Source organism: Streptomyces sp. NPDC111802 (assembly GCF_055634335.1).
This window is the reverse complement of record NZ_JBVKCZ010000057.1, coordinates 1-19,798: the sequence shown is the minus strand read 5'-3', so window position 1 is coordinate 19,798 and position 19,798 is coordinate 1. Positions and strand designations below refer to the sequence as shown.

At 67.7% G+C, this 19,798-nt stretch carries 12 protein-coding genes and 2 pseudogenes; 8 read left to right on the top strand and 6 right to left on the bottom strand.

The genetic code is table 11. From position 1 onward, the window contains the following. Window positions 1–6: 6 nt before the first annotated feature. Both ACZ7NC_RS39240 and ACZ7NC_RS39235 read right to left on the bottom strand, forming a co-directional pair. Window positions 7–4,185: a hypothetical protein gene (locus ACZ7NC_RS39240; protein WP_471495943.1), complete on the bottom strand. Its 4,179-nt coding sequence runs from the start codon at window positions 4,183–4,185 to the stop codon at window positions 7–9. Further along, window positions 4,182–6,989, bottom strand: a complete 2,808-nt coding sequence (locus ACZ7NC_RS39235; RefSeq protein ID WP_471495941.1) for a hypothetical protein — start codon at window positions 6,987–6,989, stop codon at window positions 4,182–4,184. The genes ACZ7NC_RS39240 and ACZ7NC_RS39235 overlap by 4 nt, the downstream gene beginning before the upstream one ends. Before the next feature lie 1,087 nt (window positions 6,990–8,076). On the opposite strand from ACZ7NC_RS39235, the gene ACZ7NC_RS39230 reads away from it, so the two are divergent. The 4 genes from ACZ7NC_RS39230 to ACZ7NC_RS39215 all read left to right on the top strand — a co-directional run bounded on the left by ACZ7NC_RS39230 (window position 8,077) and on the right by ACZ7NC_RS39215 (window position 11,898). Next, window positions 8,077–8,622, top strand: a complete 546-nt coding sequence (locus ACZ7NC_RS39230; protein WP_471495939.1) for a matrixin family metalloprotease — start codon at window positions 8,077–8,079, stop codon at window positions 8,620–8,622. 13 nt (window positions 8,623–8,635) lie between these two features. After that, window positions 8,636–9,703, top strand: a complete 1,068-nt coding sequence (locus tag ACZ7NC_RS39225; protein WP_471495937.1) for a hypothetical protein — start codon at window positions 8,636–8,638, stop codon at window positions 9,701–9,703. A 761-nt stretch (window positions 9,704–10,464) separates the two neighbouring features. After that, window positions 10,465–11,247, top strand: a complete 783-nt coding sequence (locus ACZ7NC_RS39220) for a peptidoglycan-binding domain-containing protein (protein WP_471495935.1) — start codon at window positions 10,465–10,467, stop codon at window positions 11,245–11,247. A gap of 141 nt (window positions 11,248–11,388) precedes the next feature. Next, on the top strand, window positions 11,389–11,898 hold the full coding sequence (locus tag ACZ7NC_RS39215) for an SUKH-4 family immunity protein (protein WP_471495933.1): 510 nt from the start codon (window positions 11,389–11,391) through the stop codon (window positions 11,896–11,898). Window positions 11,899–11,971: 73 nt separating this feature from the next. Here ACZ7NC_RS39215 and ACZ7NC_RS39210 read toward each other — a convergent pair whose 3' ends face one another. Continuing rightward, window positions 11,972–12,322 carry a sensor histidine kinase gene (locus ACZ7NC_RS39210; RefSeq protein WP_471495931.1) on the bottom strand — a complete coding sequence of 117 codons (351 nt, stop codon included), beginning with the start codon at window positions 12,320–12,322 and terminating at the stop codon, window positions 11,972–11,974. A 201-nt stretch (window positions 12,323–12,523) separates the two neighbouring features. Between ACZ7NC_RS39210 and ACZ7NC_RS39205 the strand changes: the two genes are divergently transcribed. Continuing rightward, window positions 12,524–13,297 (top strand): hypothetical protein, encoded by a 774-nt coding sequence (locus ACZ7NC_RS39205; RefSeq protein ID WP_471495929.1) that lies wholly within the window; start codon window positions 12,524–12,526, stop codon window positions 13,295–13,297. Between the two features lie 259 nt (window positions 13,298–13,556). On the opposite strand, the gene ACZ7NC_RS39200 is transcribed toward ACZ7NC_RS39205, so the two are convergent. Next, window positions 13,557–14,069 (bottom strand): DNA/RNA non-specific endonuclease, encoded by a 513-nt coding sequence (locus ACZ7NC_RS39200; RefSeq protein ID WP_471495991.1) that lies wholly within the window; start codon window positions 14,067–14,069, stop codon window positions 13,557–13,559. A gap of 147 nt (window positions 14,070–14,216) precedes the next feature. After that, the gene (locus tag ACZ7NC_RS39195) at window positions 14,217–14,468 is read right to left on the bottom strand and encodes a hypothetical protein (protein WP_471495927.1); all 252 of its coding nucleotides are present in this window, start codon (window positions 14,466–14,468) and stop codon (window positions 14,217–14,219) included. 405 nt (window positions 14,469–14,873) lie between these two features. Between ACZ7NC_RS39195 and ACZ7NC_RS39190 the strand changes: the two genes are divergently transcribed. After that, window positions 14,874–15,152 (top strand): HD domain-containing protein, encoded by a 279-nt coding sequence (locus ACZ7NC_RS39190; protein WP_471495924.1) that lies wholly within the window; start codon window positions 14,874–14,876, stop codon window positions 15,150–15,152. Here ACZ7NC_RS39190 and ACZ7NC_RS39185 read toward each other — a convergent pair. Then, complete coding sequence (locus tag ACZ7NC_RS39185) at window positions 15,134–15,502, bottom strand: hypothetical protein (RefSeq protein WP_471495922.1); 369 nt, start codon at window positions 15,500–15,502, stop codon at window positions 15,134–15,136. The two genes, ACZ7NC_RS39190 and ACZ7NC_RS39185, sit on opposite strands and share 19 nt — an antisense overlap. A 498-nt stretch (window positions 15,503–16,000) precedes the next feature. On the opposite strand from ACZ7NC_RS39185, the pseudogene ACZ7NC_RS39180 reads away from it, so the two are divergent. Then, window positions 16,001–18,424: pseudogene (locus tag ACZ7NC_RS39180) on the top strand (SpoIIE family protein phosphatase). 528 nt (window positions 18,425–18,952) lie between these two features. Beyond that, a pseudogene (locus ACZ7NC_RS39175) lies at window positions 18,953–19,703 on the top strand (IS5 family transposase); the annotation flags it as partial. Between the last annotated feature and the right edge of the window lie 95 nt (window positions 19,704–19,798).

The window sequence follows — 19,798 nt, the reverse complement described above, 5'->3', positions numbered from 1 at the left end:
CGAAGATCAGATGGGGATCGTGTCGAGGTAGGAGATCCGGCGCGTCGTCCGGCCCGGCTCCGGGCTGTCGGGGAGGACGTCGTACTCCCGTACCACCACGCGCATCGGTCGGGATCCCACTGCCGCCGGAAGCGCGACGTCCCGGGTCCACACCCCGACCAGCCCGGCCTCGGGGTTCATCCGTGCGGGCGGGGCGCTGTCCATCCAGCCGGCGTCGTTTGGCAGCAGCGGGTCGCGGACCTGCACGCCCACGGTGAACTCGGACGTCAGGCCGTCCGCTCCGGGCGGCGGCTTTGGTCCCACGACCGACACCTTCACCGGCGACCCCGCCGCCGTTCCACCGACGACGATCTTCGTGCGCCGGTAGGCGGGGAGCTGGACCCAGCCGGCGTCGACCACGGGGGATGCCCGCAGGTCCTCGGGGGCCGTCAGCGAATCGGGCTGGAGCCTGACCACCATCAGATGGACGAAGGGCTGGTAGAGGGTGTTCCCCTTGAACCGGACGTCCGCGTACCACAGCTGCCGCTGCTCGTCGTAGTCGACGGGGAAGCCGAGGGCGTGTCCCTGGTCGAGGCGTACGTCGACCGCGCGCTCGTCCAGGTTCGCGGGGGTGGGGTACGCCATGATGGGCGCGTCCCCCTTGTCCCGGATCGGGTCACGGCCCCAGGCGGTGGCCCACTTCTGCATCGACGGGTCGGTCGTCGAGGTCGTGGCGTCGACGACCCGGACTCCCAGGAGTTCGCCCTCCCCGGTGAGATACCAGGGCCGCTTGAGGTGGACCCGGACCGTGCCCTCCTTGCGGATGCTCGTGGTGGCGTTGCCCGCGATGGTCCGCTGCCAGGCGAAGGCGGGCACCACCGAGTGCACCACGGGCGCCGGAGGCCGTACGGTCGACGGCACGTGGAGGGTGACCGATGGCCCGGCGCGGGTAACGGGAGGCACGACGTACGAGACCTCCACCGACGCGCCATTCGGGATCGCCCCGGTGGGGATCCGGGTGACCTCGCCCCTGTCGTCGTTCACGTCCACATCCGCCTTGTCGTCGTTCACGTCCGCATCCGTGCGGACGCGGTACGTCGCCCCCGGCCTGGCCGGGGTGCCGTCGGCGTTGAGCGCCGGGACGGCGGCCCGTACGACGACGGTGCCCGGGACGAAGGCCTGGGCGATCTTCTCGGGGTTGATGCCGGTGAGGACGACCGTACGACGCTGGGTGAAGTAGGGCACGAAGCGTGACGCGCCGACGGGTGTGTAGGTGATGAGCCGGTGGCGGGTGTCCCCGGGGTCGTGGCGGCTTCGGAACGGAATCTTCTTCAGTGCCGGGCCGCCGGGGGCGCCGAGGGAGTCGCTCTCCGGGCGGAGCACGGCCGACGCCGGGGACTTCACCAGCCCTTTGCCGGTCAGGTCGGAGTACTCGGTCCACGAAGCCTGGGTGTGCACGGTGAGGGTGGAGGCTCCGTGGACGGCCATCGCGGCCTCGTCGAGGGCGTACACGGTCTGTGCGGGCTCCCGCAGGATGCGCGGGCCCGCGAAGGCCGGCGGGGTGACGGGGCAACGGACGGCGTGGACCATCGTCAGCTCGGTCGCCGGGGTGAGCTGTCCGATCCGGCCTGCGAGGACGGCCTGGAGGGCGGCTTCGTGGTCGGGGGCGGACAGGGCGGGGATCGTGTCGTCCCGCTCGCTGCTCCCGGCGGGCCCGAACTGCTCGGGTGCGGTGCTCGCCATGTCCGCGAGGAGTTCGTGGACATCGGATTCGGCGCCTTCGGTATAGGTACTGGTGGCCAGTCCGGTTCCGGCGTCGCAACCGGTGCCATTGCCGGTGTCCGGGCTCTCGTCCGAGTCGCCGTCCGGTTCCTTGACGGCCGTCACCCGCTCGGTGTACCACCGCCACTGGCCCAGCAGGTCCTCGTCGCCTCGCGCCAGTATCGAGCTGAGTACGGCGGGGAAGGACGCGGCCGGATGCAGCGTCACCCGGATCGTCCGGGTGACGGCGTCGACGACGGCCGTGGACTGGGTGCTGCTCATCGGTCCGGCCTCGACGATCAGCCGCATCGGCAGCCGCTGGTACCAGCCCGGGCCCCCGGCGGGCCAAGTGGTGAGCAGTTCGGGCGTTCCCGGTACGCCGCGCAGGGCCACGCCCCGGCCCAGCGGGTCGCACAGCCACGTCAGTTCGATCGTGTCGGTGTCCTTGTACGGGCTGCCGCCCCCGCCCGGGTCCGGGGTGCCGGTGACCTTCCCGCCGTCGTACTTCGTCAGCAGAGCGTGGACGGCCGGGTCGGGCCGGTGACCGGCCGCGAGGTCGAGCACGCCGTGCCGTTCCGCAAGTTCCACGGAAGCCTTCGGCGCGAGCAGATGCCGTTCGCAGGTGGGCCCGGCGACAGGGGCGGCGGGGGCGGCGTTGTCGGTCCGGACGACGAGGTCGACCGGGGATTCGCCCGCGGTGACGGGCCGGCGGAGCACCATGACGGGCGCGGGCACCGGGTCGTAGCGGGAGAACCGCAGGGGAACGGTGGCCGGTTCGCCCGATGCGGGGGCGGTGGTGAAGGGGGTGCTGCGGCCCGCCAGGTCGACCAGGCGGGCGCGGAAGCGGTAGGTGCGGCCGAAGCGGAGGGCCGGCAGGGTGTTGGCGGGGCAGTCGACGGCGGCGACGAAGGGCAGGGCGGGGTTTGTCTCGGGGCCGGGGTCGGTCACTTGGCCGTCGACGCCGATGGTCCTGCCGTGGGGTTTGGTGACCAGGCTCCAGTTGCTCCAGCGGAAGATGGCCTGGGTGAGGCGCCCGGTGTCGTTGCCGTCCTCATCGGTGCCGCGGGTGATGGCGTCGGTGACACAGCCCTCGTCCTTGATGGGCAGAGTGCCGTAGCCGTCGACGGTGTACTTCCCCTCGCGGAGGCAGAGGGGGTACCAGCGGTTCGAGCCTGCGTCGTGGACATCCACCCGGATGCCCTGCTGGACAGTGGACGCATCCAGGGTCTTTCTGTCGCCCTCGCCGCCGTTCTTGAGGTCCTCGTCGATGGCGGCGACGACGTCGAGGAGCTTTTGGAAGTTGACCTGGCGGTTCGCCTCGGCGACGAAGATACCCGCGGAGCGCAGCGCGGGCGGCTTGATCTCGGGTGCGGCCTCGTCGCGGGGCAGGGACCTCAGGGCCTGGGCGTAGTTCTGGAGGGCAAGTCCGCCCGCGTCAAGGTCGACGTCGATCGGGGTGTAGACGCCGCTGTCGTTCAGCGGCAGGAAGAGCGAGGCCGAGGTGCCGTCAGGGCGGGCGAGGGTGAGTTTCCCGTTGCGAGTGAAGCACCGGGTACGTGGCCGGTAGTTCTGGATGAACTGGAGCGAGTTCGGATCGGCCATGATGGTCACGGGCTCGTTCAGGTCCGTGGGGAGCGAGATGGTGAAGCGGCGGACCAGCCCGAGGTGGACCATCAGCGTCGGATGGTCGGCGAGCGCGGCGAGCAGGGCGTGGAATTCGTACGGGCTCGGCGTTCCGGGGCCCATGCGGGTGAGTTCGCGTGTCGTGGGCGCCATGGCGCGGTGGAACTCTGCGAGCCGGGCCCAGCCTTCGGCGTCACGTGCGTCGTCGTCCTCGACGGCTCTCGTACTCAGCAGTTCGCGGCGGAGCGCTTCGATGTCGGGGTCCGAGTCGGGGCCCGAGCGGTTGGAGGCGCCGACCCGTCGGACGAGATGTTCGACCATCTCCCAGTCCGGGCCGTCCCCGCGCCCGTCGGCGGAGCCGTACGGATCCTCGTCGGGATCCCGGACGGCGGCGTCGACGGCACCGGCCAGGAAGCGGGTATAGACGTCGGACAGGGCCGCCCCCACCTTCGCGGCGGGATAAGACTCGATGGGGTCCGTCATCGCGTGCTGGGTGAAGACGAAGGGTTCGACGAGCATCGACCCAGGGAAGAGCGCCTGCCAGAGCGCGGGGTCCGGCGGTTCGTCGACGAGGGCGGCGACGGGGGTCCTGACGGTGTTGTTCGCCTTCTTGACGATCACGCGCAGCGGTTGGAAGCCGAGGGTGGGGAAGGCGGCGATCTCGGTGTAGCGGGAGAGGGGGAGGACGGCGGTGCCGGGTGGGCTGCCCTCGTCGTTCGAGAGCCGGATGCTGAGGACGAGGGACAGCTGGGTCGTCCCGGCGGCGGTCTGGGGGGCCGCCGGGTCGGGCAGCAGGGTCCATACCAGGGTCTGCTTAATCATGAAGCGTCCTCCATGGCGGCGAAGGCGGCGCACCTCTTGCTCCACGCGTTCTGGGTGGGGAAGGCATCGCTGTAAGAGGGGTCTCCCCCGCCGCCGAACCGGCGCTCCATCGACATGCTGACGGACTGGGAGAAGAAGGCGACGCGTACGCGGACGGTCACCCTGGCGGTGCCGACGATCTCCTTGCGTTTCGGGCCGCTCGGATTCGCCGGGTTCTTGGGGACGTCGGTCGTCTTCAGGGAGAGGTAGAACTCGACGGAGACGCTGATGATGCCGAGGACGTCGAGGGCGCCGACGGCCCGCAGGAACCCCTCCAGCAGGCTCGCGCCGTGGTCCAGCTTGAGATACACCCCGGCGGTGATGGAGACCGAGCCGCTGGCGACGCCCAGGTCGAGGGCGGCGGCTGCACCGAACTCCAGTTGGGCTTCTAGGACTTTGACCTCACCGGATTCGACGGTGAGGGAGAAGAATCCGCCGCCGCCGAGGAGGGAGACAGTGACGAGGAAGGGGTGGTTACGGGAGGAGACGCCGAAGGTGGTGCGGACGGGCGTGCCGTCGAACGGGAGTCGCACCCTGATGGACAGGACCAAGTTTTGGAGCAGGAACACCCCGGCGCCCACGGTCGGTACGGCGAGTCCGTAGCCGACCTCGACTCCCTTGAGGTCTGCGTCGATGCGGGGCCCGTTGGCGGGCGACGGCAGATATTCGCGGAGCTTGTCGAGGAAGCGGAGGTCTCCCTCGAAGCCGACCTTGCCGATCTTGACGTCGAGGTCGGGGCTGGTGCCCGGTTTACCGGTGAAGGCCATCCGGCGGAACTCGATAGAGAGGATGCTCGCGAAGCTGAGCTTGAAGTCCCGCAGTTCGCCGTGGACCTCGGCGGTCGAGGGGGAGTCGCCGAACGTGGCGAGGTTGGTCGACTTGATGTCGAGGCTGTCGGGCCGGGTCGTCGTCAGCGGCCCGATGGTGGTGACCTTGATCTTGGGGCGCCAGGTCATCTCGGTCCGGACGGCGGTCGGTGGCTTGGTGGTCCCCTGCCTGTGTTCGACGGTGGTGATGATCTTCGGAGTGCTGGTGCCGTCGCCAGCGCCGACGGGTCCGGGCTCGACCAGCTTCGTCAGGTCGATCACCCCGAGCAGCCGGGTGGGCAGGTCGCCGGCGCCCGCGGGCGGTTTGAAGTATGCGCCCGGGTCGAACTGTCCGGCGGCGGCGCTGTCCAGTTTCCCGCCGACAAGACCGGTGGTGGTGGAGAGCCCGCTCACCGGCAGTCCGAGGGCGGCGACGGCGCCAGAGGCAGCGGGCGGTGGTGCGAAGTCGGCGGCTTTCGGCAGGCTCGCGTAAACCTGGCCAGAGGCGGCGAGGCCGCCGGTCACGTACCGGTCGTACAGCTTGAGCTGGTGGACGGTACCGGTGACGGCAGGCGGCGCGGCGGCGCTGCCCCCGGTACCGGCGGGCGGGGGCGCGAGGGCGTCCAGGGCCGGGATCCGGGCACCGACGGAGAGCAGCCGGGGGTGGGCGGCCAGCCGTCCGGCGGCCATGAGCTGGGCGGAGGTGGCATGCGACGGTTGGGCTCCGACTCGCAGTTCGGCGATGTCGACCGTGGATTTCTCGTTGTCCGTGCCGCTGTCGGCGAGTTCGAGGCGGCCGGTGGCGGGCAGCGGGAGGTTCTTGGTGATGTTCTCGTACGTGGCGAGGGGGCCGCTCAGGCCGCCGTAGGCGAAGTCGCCCCGGATGAAGACGAGAGGGGCGGTGAAGTGGACCCGGTGGCCGAGCCGGTCGTCAGCGCTCAGGGCGAAGGGCAGCGCCATGGCGGGCGCGTCGGCGCGGTGCACCCAGTAGCCGACCTCTTCGAGTCGGGGTCCGACGGAGATCTCGGTGTCGATCGGCTGGTCGACCCGAACCCGGACGAAGGGGAAGGCCCGGCCGCCGTTGGGGAGGGCGGCGACGCCTTCGTAGGCGATCTCGGGTTTCAGAACGGTCAGCAGGGTCGACTGGACGAGTCCGTAGTCGAGCCGTCGCTCCGTGCGCTTGGTGACCTGGACAGGGAATCCGAACGGCAGCAGGAAACCGCGTACGACGACCTGGACGACGATGTCACGGCCGCCCGCCGAGCGGTGGCGGTAGCCGGCGATGCCGAGCGCCGGAAGGTCCTCCCAGCCGCCGGCGAGGTCGACGCTGGCGCCGAGCGCGGACAGCACGACCCCGTGGGCGGTCACCGGCCGAGCGCCGGTGGCGTTGTTGATCAGCTGTCGGTCGGACGCGGAGAGCGAACTGGTGAAGGGTTGCCCGCCCCGGGGGGACGCGACCCCCACTAGGCCCACCGGGCCGCCCTCGTGCTCGGGTGCGGATTTCGGGGCGATCCGGGTGTGCCAGATGCCGGTGGCCCCGGAACTGCCCGTGACGGGGGTGGTCACGTGCCGCCACACCAGGTCGGCGGAGGCGGGCCCGAAGAAGAGGCCCCAGACGCATTCGAGGACGGTGCCCGCCTGGGCTGCCTGGAGCGCGGCCCAGGACAGCAGCCCCTCCGCGGTGAACGGCACGGACGTACCCGGGGGCACGCGCAGGGCGAGGGTGCTCTCGCCGGAGTACCGCACCCGTTTGATGCCGGTGGACGCCGCCGCCAGCAACGTGGCCTCCTCCAGCGCGGACTGCGGCGGAAAGTGGACGGTGATCGTTCCCGCGGTGCCCGGCGTGGTGGGGCCGAGGACGACGGCGCCCGCCGAACCCGAGCGAGAGATGTTGGAGAAGGTGAAGTCCAGGACGAGCATGTCCTCACGGCGGAGGAAGGTGACGGTGGTCCCGTCCATGGGTGTCCCCGAGGCCGCAGCGCACATCGGCACCAGCTCCCGTGATCTATAGAACCCAGCCGGCCAACACATCTCTTTTGGGTCGTTCACCTCAGGACGGCGAATGCACACCGCAGAGGTCGGTTCTCTCGCACGTTAGGCGGGAGCCGTCATCCCACCGTTAACGGCCAGGTCGCCTCAGGCACGGGGCCCCACGCCTGAGGCGAAGCGCAGGCGGCGTCGTAGCCGGAATCGATGACGACGAGGTCTCCGGAGCGCAGGCCTGCCACAGGCAGACCTGCGTCACCCTCGTTACCACATTCGCAGTTGGGCAGCAGTAACGGCGGTCGATACATCCGCCGGCCCGATGCGCACGGCGTCCAGCAATGCGACAAAAGAAGTTGGTCCGCTCTCCAGGGCGGCGACGAAGGAGTACAGCCAGCTCGGCACGAACTGATCCGCCTTGCAGTCTCCGCGGCCGTAGACATGGCAGAAACAGCCGGTCGTCGCTGATCGGGGCCTTCGGGCAAAGCCAGTTGCTGGCATCCAAGGCCAGCACGATCCGCCCGTCGGCCGCCCTCGGCAGCGGCAGGCAGGCCAGCGTGCAGTGCAACCGCGTCGGCTCCAGCCAGCCCCGGTCCAACACTGCATGCAGGGCCCCGTCCCCCCGGTCGGTGCTCGACCGCCAGCCAGCGTTGGACCAGGGACTTCACCGGCCCGTCCACGCACAAGCTCCCGTCGGTGAGCACGTTAGGTTCAGGATGGTCCGTGATGAGCCAGGACGGATCTGCAGCAGCAGGACTGAGAGTTGGCGTCAGCTTCTTGCTGTTATCTGTTGAGCAGGAAACCAAGCCGCCGCGTGGCGTACCGCCGGCTGCTCTCCGGCATACCGAGGGACTCACAGAGGGGCGAACGCTGAGCAGTTGACATCAGTGCACTGCCGGTTGGAACCTGAAATCAAGGACACATTTCCCTAAGAGTGATCCAAATAGACGGTGCGACAGCAGTTCGACGTGCCTCGGGGGTCGGTCGGGGTGTTCTGGTGAGCATCTGCGCAGCAGTCGCGCGTTTCGTCACAGACGTTCAACTTCCTTTAAGGGGAGGCATCATGCCTCACGTCCCCGTCAATCTCATCTACGTGGGGTGGGAAGATTTCACCACTAGTGACAAGGAAGTCGTCGACGCGGCCTGCTGGGCAACCCGCCAGATCTATTGGCAGGTGGGGTTCGACATCTTCGGCTTTGACGCCTACTCCATCTCAGTGGCCGATGCACAGGGATATGCATACATCGACAGCGACGCGGAAGCGACCTGGCTGACGTCTGACTACACCATCCCCGGGAATTCCATCGATATCTTCCTCGTGAAGGGATATGCGACTGCCACAGCCGGTCTCTCGCCCGCCCCCGCCGGCCCGTGCAACAAGTACGTGACCTACCCGGACATGAGTGGCTCGGTCGTGGAGCTCATCGGAGCCCTTACCGGCGTCGCCATGGCACACGAGATCGGCCATTATCTGGGTCTCGCCCACAACAGCGATCCGGCCAACTTGATGTACTACGCCGTGTCTTCCGGCGGCCCGGGCGGAATCCCTTTCCTCACCTTCGCTCAAGGCGTCCAAATAGCCCAGCACTGCTTCACGAGCCTGCCGTGAGGAGTTGACCGTCATGCTGTATCTCGACATCCCTGCCGCGCAGTTGCAGCGCGACACTATTGCAGCCGCGCTACGGGGCGCCTCCGCGACGATGACCGCGGAGGCGGCCATGAGCGTCCTGTCGAATGTCGCAGTCGACCTGCCGGGACGAGATGACCTCTTGGAGGAGACCGTGGCCTCGCACGACGTTGCCGACGCTGTCCGCGGTGCCGCCCTGGGCGCCCTCGCCAGGACGGCTCCCGCACGCGCCGTCACAGCGGCTCGCAACGTGAGCAATCCGGGTGAGCAGGTCGTCCTCGCTGCACTCACGGCTCTGGGGCGGCTGGGCGAACCGTCAGACATGGGGACGGTCGCGGGGCTCGCCGATGCCCCTGAGGCAAGCCCAGTGGTGGTCACCCGGGGCGACTTCGCCCGGACACTGCTCGCACACCGCTTCGGGCTGCGGGGCCAAGACGAACCGACACCGCTCGCGCTGCTGTCCGACCCAGGATCAACCGGTGACGCCTTCGTGGCGAGTGAAACCGGCGCGACGCGTGCATCCATCGTTCTCACGGCCGTGCGCGACTGGGCGCCTGAAGTATCTGCGGAGGCCCACGTCGTTCTGGACATCACCTGCGGGGAACAGCCCATCTACCTTGTTCTCCGTCGCGACCTTCTGGATGACCAGAGCCGCAGCCATCTACTGTCGGCTCCCGCAGTGCTCGGCTACGGCGTGAGCATGAATTCGGAGAACGGCACTCTGAGCGTCGCTCTTCTCATTCTCTACCGGTCCGCTGAGAACGGCGTTGTAGTGCAGGTGACCCGGACCACCGGCGAACCGGTCTACGCCGGCACGATGGAAAACGCCGCTGACTCCGGTCTGTCCGCAGACCTGTACACCGTCCGCCGTCCAGGCGCTCCCGCCTGCCGCATCCGCGGCCTTGTCTCCGAAAAGGGAGTTGAGGTCTTCGGTCGTTCCACTCGCACCGCTGTGGTCCCCAAGCGCGTGCCCGAACGACGCCCAGAGGGTGACCCGAGCGATACCTTCGTGCAGAGTCCGGAGCAGCACCAAGGCAAACCTCCGTCCGCCCAAGACACATGATCCCAAGCCAGGGCGCCGGTCCCTGGCCTCGGTTTGTCCCGGTGGCGGGGCAAGCGAATGCTCCGGCGGAGGGCGATCGGTGTCTGCACACATTAGGCAGGGCCCGTCATCAGATCGTCAACGCCGCTGACCCTCCACTCGTTGACCCGGACGACAACGACTAGCATTTATATCGCATTTGCGAACAAAACAGAGGCGAGGACTGATCTCTTATGAATGAGCCCGGCGAGAAGAAGGCCCAAGGGGGATCTATCGGATCGCTCGGGGACGACGGCGCCACGGACTTCTGGGCTGTCTGGTGTCCCCAGGAACCATGCTTCGTCGAACAAATATGGTTCACCGAAACCGAAGCCCGGCAAGATGCAGCGAATCACAACGTACGGTTCGACCCACGGCACAGCGCCAAGGCGTACCACATCGAGCACTTCGTAGAGCACGAGTCGCCGAGAGTCGCCGAAACAGCGGGATAGCCGGTGGGGCAGAGGAGCCGCCAGCAGGCGCGAGGGAAGCCAACAGAGTTCCGACGCATACCCATTGCCCGCGTCTTTTGTCGTTGACGACAATATCCCAGGGGCCCTCCATCCTGGGATACGCCTCATCTCCTGACGACAAAGGAGTACCTGCAGCGGTGCGACGGGCAGCATCGGTGCTTCTAATGAGGAGCTGACGAAATGCGACCCTCCGTGCGTAACAACTTCTCGGCCTTCTCTACCCGGCTAGAGGGACGAGTCAACCACATGTATCTAGACAGCCTTGGCAACGTGACCATCGGCATCGGCAACAAGATCGACCCCGTGGCGGATGCACTGGCCCTGTCTTCTCTCGGGGCACCATTGCTGCGGAACGGCACCAATACGGCGGCGACCAACGCCGAGATCACCACCGAGTGGACCAAGGTCAAGGGCGGCAGCACGGCCACGACACTTCATCTCAGCCAGGACTCGATCGACACCCTCGTAATGACACGGCTGAACCAAAACGAAACCACGATCCGCACCATCTTCCCTGGATTCGACGACTGGCCAGCCGATGCTCAGCTCGCCATCCTCAGCATGGCCTGGGGTGTGGGTCCGAACGGTCTGCGCCCGCCCAAGTTCCAGAAACTCCGCCAGGCTATCGGTATGCGCACTTGGTTTGCCGCCGCCCGGGAATGCAACATGGCAGGATCGTTGCTGGAGAAACGCAACGCAGTCAATCGGGGCCTGTTCCGTAATGCCGCTATTTCCGCAGAACCCCCGGCCAGCGATCCGGAAGTGCTCTTCCTCCCCATCCCCGGCAGCCGTCCCCGACAGCAGCTCGGTGATGTTGACGGACCCCAAGCTAACGATATCGCTGTCATACAGGGCATGTTCAGACCGTCACGTCTGAATTTCTTGCCCCCCGGCACCTTCACCCAAGGAACCTTCGATACGGCTACCCTCATCGCCGTGAAGGCCTTTCAGGCCAGCGAAGGAGCCCTGCCCAACGCAGGACTGTTCCCCGTCACGGGCATCGTCGCAGAGCTCACCTGGGCATCCTTGGGCGAACATGTTCCTCTGGCCTGAACAGGCACTTAGACAGCCGTCGTCGGCCAGCTGGACTACTGAACTTGAATGCGCGATGTCGGGACCGGACACCCGACATGAGTCGCTCTGCTCGCAGGCCTGTGGGTGTTGTCGGGCAGTCCGTCGGGAGAGGATCCTCCTGTGAGCCAGCCCCTGCCGCAGTTGTCGAAGCCCGAGTTCGTCTTGCTTCGCATCGATGCCCCACCCGAGGTGCCCACCCGGATCGCTGTCGACCTCGGGGACACTGGCATCCCAGTTGGGTTGATCGGATACGAGTACCGGCCGCTGAGCGAGCCGGTGTACCTCGGAGGGATCGGTGAGCGGGGGGTGGTCGCCATCGCGACGAGTGGCCTGTTCGGACGTATTGCCGTCGACGTGGCCACTGGTCACGTGGTGAAGATTCCCACGATCGAGTCAGCGACGGCCAGTCACGTAAACAGCAACCTCGACTCCTTCAACCGATGCGCTGCGGCTGTGATCGCACGCTTCCCGCTCTACGCGGAAGACGAGGAGGAGAGGTTCGAGGAGGTGGCGGGAGAGCTGCGCGATCTCGTCTCCGGCATGGACGAGACCGCTCTCGTGCACGACGGGTTCTGGGAGACCTTCTGCGACGACGTGGCGATCGGGGACTACGCGGACTGGGACGAGTGATGTGGGACCGGTTCCCGGATTCGGTCAGCCGTCCAAGCTCAGGCCGGTCGCAGCGATGCAGCCGTCGACGAGGTCAGGGCGGTACTGGATCCCCTTGAGAGCGCCTGCCGTCCCCGATCCCGATCCCGTCGTCCACGACCTCCAGGACCAGGTCGTGGTCGTCGACGACCAGGCTCAGCACGGCGGTGGACGCTTTGACGTGCTTGACGACGTTCGTCAGCGCCTCCGCGGCGATGCGATAGGCGGCGAACTCGCAGGCCGCCGCGAGCTCCGGCACCGCGTCGGGGATACGGGCCCCGACGCGCAGCGCCGGGCGCGCGGCCCGCAGCGTCAACCACCGCAGTGCCTCCGACAGTCCGTGCTCGTCCAAATCTGGTGGCCTGAGCCCGTCCACGAGCCGGCGCACCTCCGTGATGCTCTGCACGGTGTCGGCGCCCGCGTCACGCAGCAGGTCCCGGACCGCTTCTCGTCCGCCGACCCGACCTGTTCGGCCGCGGGTGCCGCGGGCTGCCGACTTTAGGGGGCCGGGCGTCGCATTCTGGACCGACCAGGGGAACATCCGCCGACTGCCCGGCCTTCCGCGATCGCAATCTCTGCCCCGCCCCGGGCCGTGTGTGAACCTGACGTGGTCCAACAATTGTCCTGGCCCGCAGGGCTCAACGATTGGAAGCGCGTAATGGGCGGGGCGAATGCGCCATCGAAACCGACGGAATCTCCGACCCCGACCATCGGAGAGATTCAGGCCACGCTGGGAAAGCGCCTGGACGACGTAGCCAAGATTTTGGCCGGTGCTCTCGTGGCGGTGGCTGGCATCATGACGACCTTGGGACTCAACAGCAAGTTCGTGTTTGTCGCCCTCAACAACAGGTCCTGGCCTATCTACGTGGCCTCGCTTTGTGCCATCATCTCCATCGTCTGCAGCATCGCCGCACTGCTCATCCGCCCCACGGGCCGCGGGGTTCTGTGGGAGACGGGCGTGCTGGTCCTCGGCATTGTCTTCTACATGGCGTCCCTGAGCATTGCCGTGGTCGGCGCCGCCCAGGCCGCGGGCGGAAACGGCCGCCCGACCTTCACCGACGTCAGACTCGACGGACCTCGCTCCAACATGCGGCTGCACTTCAGCGTGCACGCCGACGGCGTCCAGAAGTGGTCACACATCGAGGTGTCCGTAAGCCCTCAGAATCTTTCCTCCGGGAAGTGGGGTAGAGACCTCTACTGGAGTGTGCTCAGGCCCGACGATCAAGGGAAAGTCGCGCAGCGGATCGACATCCCGCTCTCGCCTCCGGCCGGAACGTCGGTGGTCGCGGTTTCGGCCGTTAACCCAGACGAGTCCGAGCCGGGAGCATGCGAAGCCGAAACGCAGCACGGGCCGGCATGCACGGAACTCCACATCCCCTGAAGCCGGACCACAATGACGGGATCCACCGCTAGTGCCACTGAATGTCAGCGAGGCTCTCCAGCGGCGCTCGCCCGTCCAGTGTTTCGGGCACAACTAGCGTGTCTGCCGTGCGCAATGCGGTGGGGAAGCGGAGCCGGCGGCGGTCTTCGATCTCGCTCAGGTTAACCTGGAAGACGCGGAACTCCTGGAGTTCGAGGGCTTCGAGCTGGTTGAGGTTCTGCGTGAGCAGGAAGGCTTTGGCCTTGAGCTGACCGTTCTCCTAAAATGCGATGACTTTCCAGTACTCGCGGGGAATCTGGACGTCTCGGAACAGGCGGTCATCCTCCTGGAAGACCGGCCCCCCGACCGCGCTGACCTTCAGATCCTCAACCTGGACGTCGTCGAACACGGCCTCCTCAATCCGGCCCCACACTCCGCCTTTGCTGCTCTGGTTGAAGTCATCCATCCGGGGCGTGATGTTGGTGTAGAAGAACGAGTCCCGGTTTGCCTTCATGGCCTCGGCCGGGCTGCCCCAGAGCAGGTCGGCGCGGCGGGCGATGCGTCCGCGGTCGAGCCGGTTGGCTTCATACAGTTCGTTGCCGATCTGGACGTCGTCGTCGATGCGTGGGTCTTTGACGAACTTGATGCCGCTGCGGCTGAGTCGCTTGAGTGAGGCGCCGTCGATGTTCCAGGCCACCCAGTATGCGAAGCACCGCGACTCGCTGAGGGCCAGCGAGAAGTGCGTGTAGGGGATGACCTCGGAGCTGCCGAGTAGGACTGCGTCGTCCTTGATGGCTGCGTTGAGCTTGGGGACGTCGATCCGTCTTGTCAGGAAGTCGGGGTCGTATCCCTTGATGAGCTCGGCTTCCTCGACCGACGGAGGCTGCAGGCTGATCTCGAGCTCCTCGAAGACCGAGCTTGGCAGGCAGGCCAGCGCGTGCTAGTCCGGGTTGTCGCCGGTCTCACCGCCGAAGTGAAGGCCGGCCAGGACCTTGCTGGGTCGGCCGTTCGCGGCCTTGAACATCCAGACCGAGCCCGAGTCGCCGCCTCGGCTGACCTCGTTGTCGGCGGGCGGGTTGTCGGGGTCGATGCCGATCTCGAAGCAGCCGATGGTCTGCGCGCCGACACTCTCTCCATAGTCGATCTTGGCGAGGGTGTCGATGCGCCGTACTACGCCGTGTGTGATTCCCAACGTGACCTTCTTGCGACCACCCCCGCGGGTGCGGGGAGCACCGGGCATTGCTGGTCTTGCGCCAGCGCGGGTCGGGACCATCCCCGCGGGTGCGGGGAGCACGCTTAGTGACCCTGCGGATTCATGACTGCCGAGTGGCGTTAGGAAGTACTTTCACCGAGACGGCCATTCCCCTCATATGGTGCGAATTCCCCATCATTGGTCGTCAAGTCGCGGCCGACCGGGCATCGTACGCCGTCAGACCTGCTGTTGCGCGGAGCTGGGCGGAATCCAGTCGCGATGATGTTCGGTTTCCTGAAGGGGGGAGTTGTCAGGCGGTATCTGGCTGTATGTATCAGGCATGGCGCATGACGGAGAGTGCAGTTCTGGGCTGGGTGATCGGCTCAAGGGGCCAGTGCGGACGGTGTGGGCGAAGCATTGTGGGACCGGTGGCTGCCCGCGAACGTACGGGCTCTGATATCCGAGGTGCTGCCGGGCGGTGAGGGGGATAGCCGGCGGCTGGCGGTGTGGCTGGCGAGTGTGCACGACATCGGCAAGGCGACGCCGGCGTTCGCGTGTCAGGTCGACCAGCTCGCTGATGTCATGCGTGGGCACGGATTGGAGATGAAGACGCGGCGTCAGTTCGGGCCTGACCGGCGGCTGGCTCCGCACGGTCTGGAGCGTCATCAGCCCCCACACTGCTGAGGACGGCGCTGGTCTCGACTGGTGGACCACGGCAGCGCAGCGCGTCTCCCCGGGCCGAAGTCCTCGGCCTCGTCGTCGCTGATGACCGCGAAGGTCCCGGCAGGGACTCCGGGCAACGCGGCCACGCCTGAAGCCGCTGTCAGAAGGTCCTCCTCACTGGCTCCGGAGAGCAAGAAGACGTAAGCGTCCCCGTGCTCCTCGCCGTCGTCAAAGACCTCTATGTCGCCTTGGCCCTCGAGTTTCGCCAGGAAATCCTCGACCGCCTCCACCCATGGAAACGGGTATGTGTCGTTCGTCAGGTTCGGTGCCGGCTCCAACGGCACGTGAATCTCTACGACAGTGAAGAGCACAGGAGCCATCCTGCCCGGCGGCTCGATCCGACCGCACCGTCGGCCTGCAGACGCGACTCAACGCCCCGCCCCGCGCTGGGACGGGTCTCGACCGCATCCGTGCCTCGAAGCAGCAGCCCCCCACGAGGAGAAGATTGCCCACCAAGGCACCGCGTCCCAGTACGTGAGGCCCGCCTCGCTCCTGCCTCACCGGCAGGGCGGGCCAACGTGCTGGAGCACCGGTTCCTCCGCGCCCTGTAAAGCAGTGGACGCACCGGCGACCTGGCAAGAGCTGTGGTCTCCCCTGGCGGCCGTCTCCGCATGCACGCAAGCTCAGATGGGGAGAGGCTGTTGGCATGGCCGGAAACTGATGTACCCGCCCGAGGAGTCTGGTGGTCGACGGGCGTGTCGACACACCGAAACCGGCTTCGCTACTCCAGGGCCCGGGTGTGCCGCGGCCCAGGCCCCGGGCAGGGTCGCCAAGCGTGGACGAGGTGATGTCCAGCAGTGGAGAAGCTGGTGATACAGCTCAGCGAGAGCGATGACGATCCGCTCGGCCTGCACCTGGCCGCCCTGGCAGTGCTCGACGACTAGGGGACCGTCGTCGGATGGAGCCGGCGCGCCCAGGACCTGATCGGCTACCCGGGCGCCGATGTGATCGGCCGTTCGGCATTCGAGGTGCTGGTGGATCCGGGCGATCTACCGGCCGTCAGGGATGCCGCAGTGCGGTGCAGGAGAGACGGTGGCTGGTTCGGGCTGGTTCCGGTACGACATCGCAGCGGGCACCGGGTTGACTTGGGGCTGAGGGTCTCCGCGATTTCACGTGACCGGCTCCGCGAGTGGTTTCTCGCCGGGGCCCCTGCGGCTGACGTCGTTCAGTGGCAGCGGGACCGCGCGGTCCTCGACGGGTTGTACCGCCGGTGCCCAATCGGCCTGGTGGTGCACAGCCCCGACATGAGGGTTCTGCGGGTCAACCGGGCGATCGAACGGTTCACCGGCGTCCCGGCCGCAGACTTTCGGGGCCTGCCCACCGGCGTCATGCTCATCCCCGACGACGCACGCAAGGCCGTGGAACGGGTGCGCCAGGTGATACGGACGGGGAGACCACAGGTGTACTCCGAACAGTACGTCCGCCTGGAACGGGACCCGGCGCGAGAGCGCGTCGCATCGGTGTCGTCCTTTCCCATGAAGGATGCCTCCGGCCGGATCCTTGGAGTGGCCGAGATGATCGAAGACATCACCGATCGCCACCGTGCCCAGCAGCGACTCGCGCTCCTCGCCGAAGCCGCCACGCGCATCGGAACGACCCTGGACGTGGAACAGACCGCCCGGGAACTCGCCGACGTGATCGTCCCCCACCTCGCCGACCACACCACGGTGGACCTACTGCAGCCGGTCACCCACGGCGAGGAGCCGGCCCCCGCCCCGTCGGGGCCCATGGTACGGGCGGCCACAAGCAGCGTCGGCGCGCAGGGACCCGGCCCGCGTGACCCGCGGGGTGAGCCGATCGAGTACGCGCCGGACACACCCCAGGCCAGCTGTCTGGCCAACGGCCGCCCCATCCTGGAACCGGTGCTGGTCTCCGACCGGCTGTTCCGTAAGCCGACGGGTCGGCCTGTTCCGGGAGCCGACGCGCATTCCCTGATCGTTGTGCCGTTGGCGGCGCGGGGCCTGGTCTTGGGCGTGATGACCCTGTGGCGTTCGCGCCGCCCCGAGCCGTTTGAATCCGACGATCTCACCCTGGCGCAGGAACTCGCCTCACGCGCTGCCCTCTCCATCGACAACGCCCGACGCTTCGCCCAGCAGCAGCACACCGCGTTCACCTTGCAGAGCAGCCTTCTGCCCAGCGCGGTGCCGCAGCAGTCGGCCGTCGAGGCGGTCCCGCGCTATCTGCCCGCCGGGGCGGGCACTGGCCTGGGCGGCGACTGGTTCGACGTCATCGCTCTGTCCGGGGCGCGGGTCGCCCTCGTCGTCGGCGACGTGGTCGGCCGTGGTCTGCACGCCGCCGCCACGATGGGCCGACTGCGTACCGCGGTCCACACCCTGGCCAGCCTCGACCTGGAACCGGACGAAGTACTCTCCCGCCTGGACGACCTGGTCAACTCGCTGGCAGCCGAGCAAGAGGCAGCCGGCGAACGACCGGGGACCCAACAGGACCTCAGTGCCACCTGCCTGTACGCCGTCTACGACCCCGTCTCACGCCGGTGCTCCGCGGCACGCGCAGGCCACCCGCCACCGGTGGTGACCACCCCGGACGGGCAGGCGAGCCTGCTCGACCTGCCCCCCGGTCCGCCGCTCGGCCTGGGCGGCCTGCCGTTCGAGGCCCGAGAGTTCGAACTCGCCGAAGGAAGCCTGCTCACCCTCTACACCAATGGACTGATCGGCCAGCGCACCATGGACGCAGACGACGCCCTGGCGCGGCTGTGCGCAACCCTGAGCCGCCCAGCGGACCCTCTGCAGGAGACATGCCGGGCAGTCGTGGACACCCTCGTGCCCGCCCGCCCCACCGACGACATCGCACTGGTCATCGCCCGCACCCGGGTGCTGCCGGAGCACAACGTCGCCTCCTGGCAGCTGCCCCGGGAAGCCACCGCAGCCACCCGGGCCAGAGCACTCGTCACCGACAAGCTGACCGAATGGGGACTGGAGCACCTCGCGTTCACCACCGAGCTGATCAGCAGCGAACTCGTCACCAATGCCTACCGTTACGCCAGCGGCCAGTTGACCCTGCGGCTGATCCGCGAACGCTCCCTGGTCTGCGAAGTCAGCGACGCCAGCCACACCTCACCACACCTGCGCCGCGCCCGTGCCACCGACGAAGGAGGGCGCGGTCTGTTTCTGGTGGCCCAGATGGCCGAACGCTGGGGTACCCGCTACAGCCGCGAAGGCAAGACCGTCTGGACGGCACAGCCACTGCCGGAGGACAGCCCGTCTCAGGCGTGACGTCTCACTGATGTGGAGGTCCTGCGCGGGATGCCCGCAGGCACCCTGCCATCGCACGAGGCGGCCCGCATCGCGGCACAAGCGACCACCGCTACCGGGCAGCTCATCCCTGCGCCAGCACCGTGCCCGCGCGGCACGCGCTCTCCCCCGCCTGCCCCACGCGGGTGATCCCGAATGACGGCCTTGGGGACTGAGGACGCCCGCTCGCCCCAGTTGACCTGGCCAACTCATGGCGACGGCAAGTGCCCACCCTCACAACAGCGTTGATATCCCAACCATCAGCCGTCCCCCGTGACGCTACGGGTGCATGACGCGCTGAAGGAAGTGACCCGCAGGGAGGGTCACAGGGCCCGCCCTCTTGGGGGAGGCAAGCGGGCCGGCGTGCAGGGGCAGGCCCGTTCGCCTTCCGTGGCGGGTCTCCCCCTGCGCGCGTCATCAGCCGCACGGCAGGCTGAGGGAAAGCCTCCCGCTCGTTTGCTGCTAGGCCGTGTATCGAAAGTTGATCTTGGCTGCGAATGATCACGGTTCATGGGTCGGGGAGATCTCACGGACGAGCAATGGGCGGCGCTGGAGCTGTTGTTGCCGAAGGGCACGAAGGTGGGGCGGCCACCCGTCTGGCCTCGGCGGCAGCTGATCGACGGCATACGGTTCCGGGTTCGTACCGGTGTTCCGTGGCGGGATGTCCCCGTCGAGTACGGGCCATGGGGCCGGGTCTACGACCTGTTCCGCCGATGGCAGTGGAACGGCACCTGGCACCGGATCTCACCCGTCTTCAGTCCCTGGCCGACGCGGAAGGTGCGATCACGTGGGACCTGAGCGTCGACTCCACGGTGTGCCGCGCTCATCAGCATGCGGCCGGGGCCCGCAAGCAGAGCGACCTGCAGAAGGAACCGCCTGGCGGCGTGTTCACCGAGCCCGGTGATCACAGGCTGGGAAGGTCGCGCGGCGGGTTCACCACCAAGCTGCACTTGGCCGTCGAGCAGGGCCAAAAGCCCATGTCGATCGTGGTGACCGCAGGGCAGCGCGGGGGCTCGCTGCAGTTCGAACCCGTGCTGGAGAAGGCGCGCGGGCCGACAAGGCGTACGCCTCCCGCAAGAACCGCGCCTACCTGCGCCGCCGCGTGATCCGCTGCACCATCCCGGACAAGGCCGACCAGGCCCGCAACCGCCGGAAGCTTGGCTCCCGCAGCGGTCGGCCGCCGTGCTTCGACCCGGTCGACTACCGCGAGCGCCATGCGGTCGAGTGCGGGATCAACCGCCTCAAGAGGAACCGCGCTGTTGGTGAGGTCGACTCGGGGCGCCCTGCTGGTGTTTCCACCAGTGGGTTTCTCCGAGCCGCCTCCCGAACCCGGCGTGCCCGTCTCCGGGCACCGGG

Excerpts from the sequence above, each read along its gene's own strand:
- ACZ7NC_RS39230 (WP_471495939.1), top strand. The coding sequence starts at position 8,077 with ATGCCTCACGTCCCCGTCAATCTCATCTACGTGGGGTGGGAAGATTTC.
- ACZ7NC_RS39235 (WP_471495941.1), bottom strand. The coding sequence starts at position 6,989 with ATGGACGGGACCACCGTCACCTTCCTCCGCCGTGAGGACATGCTCGTC.
- ACZ7NC_RS39240 (WP_471495943.1), bottom strand. The coding sequence starts at position 4,185 with ATGATTAAGCAGACCCTGGTATGGACCCTGCTGCCCGACCCGGCGGCC.
- ACZ7NC_RS39225 (WP_471495937.1), top strand. The coding sequence starts at position 8,636 with ATGCTGTATCTCGACATCCCTGCCGCGCAGTTGCAGCGCGACACTATT.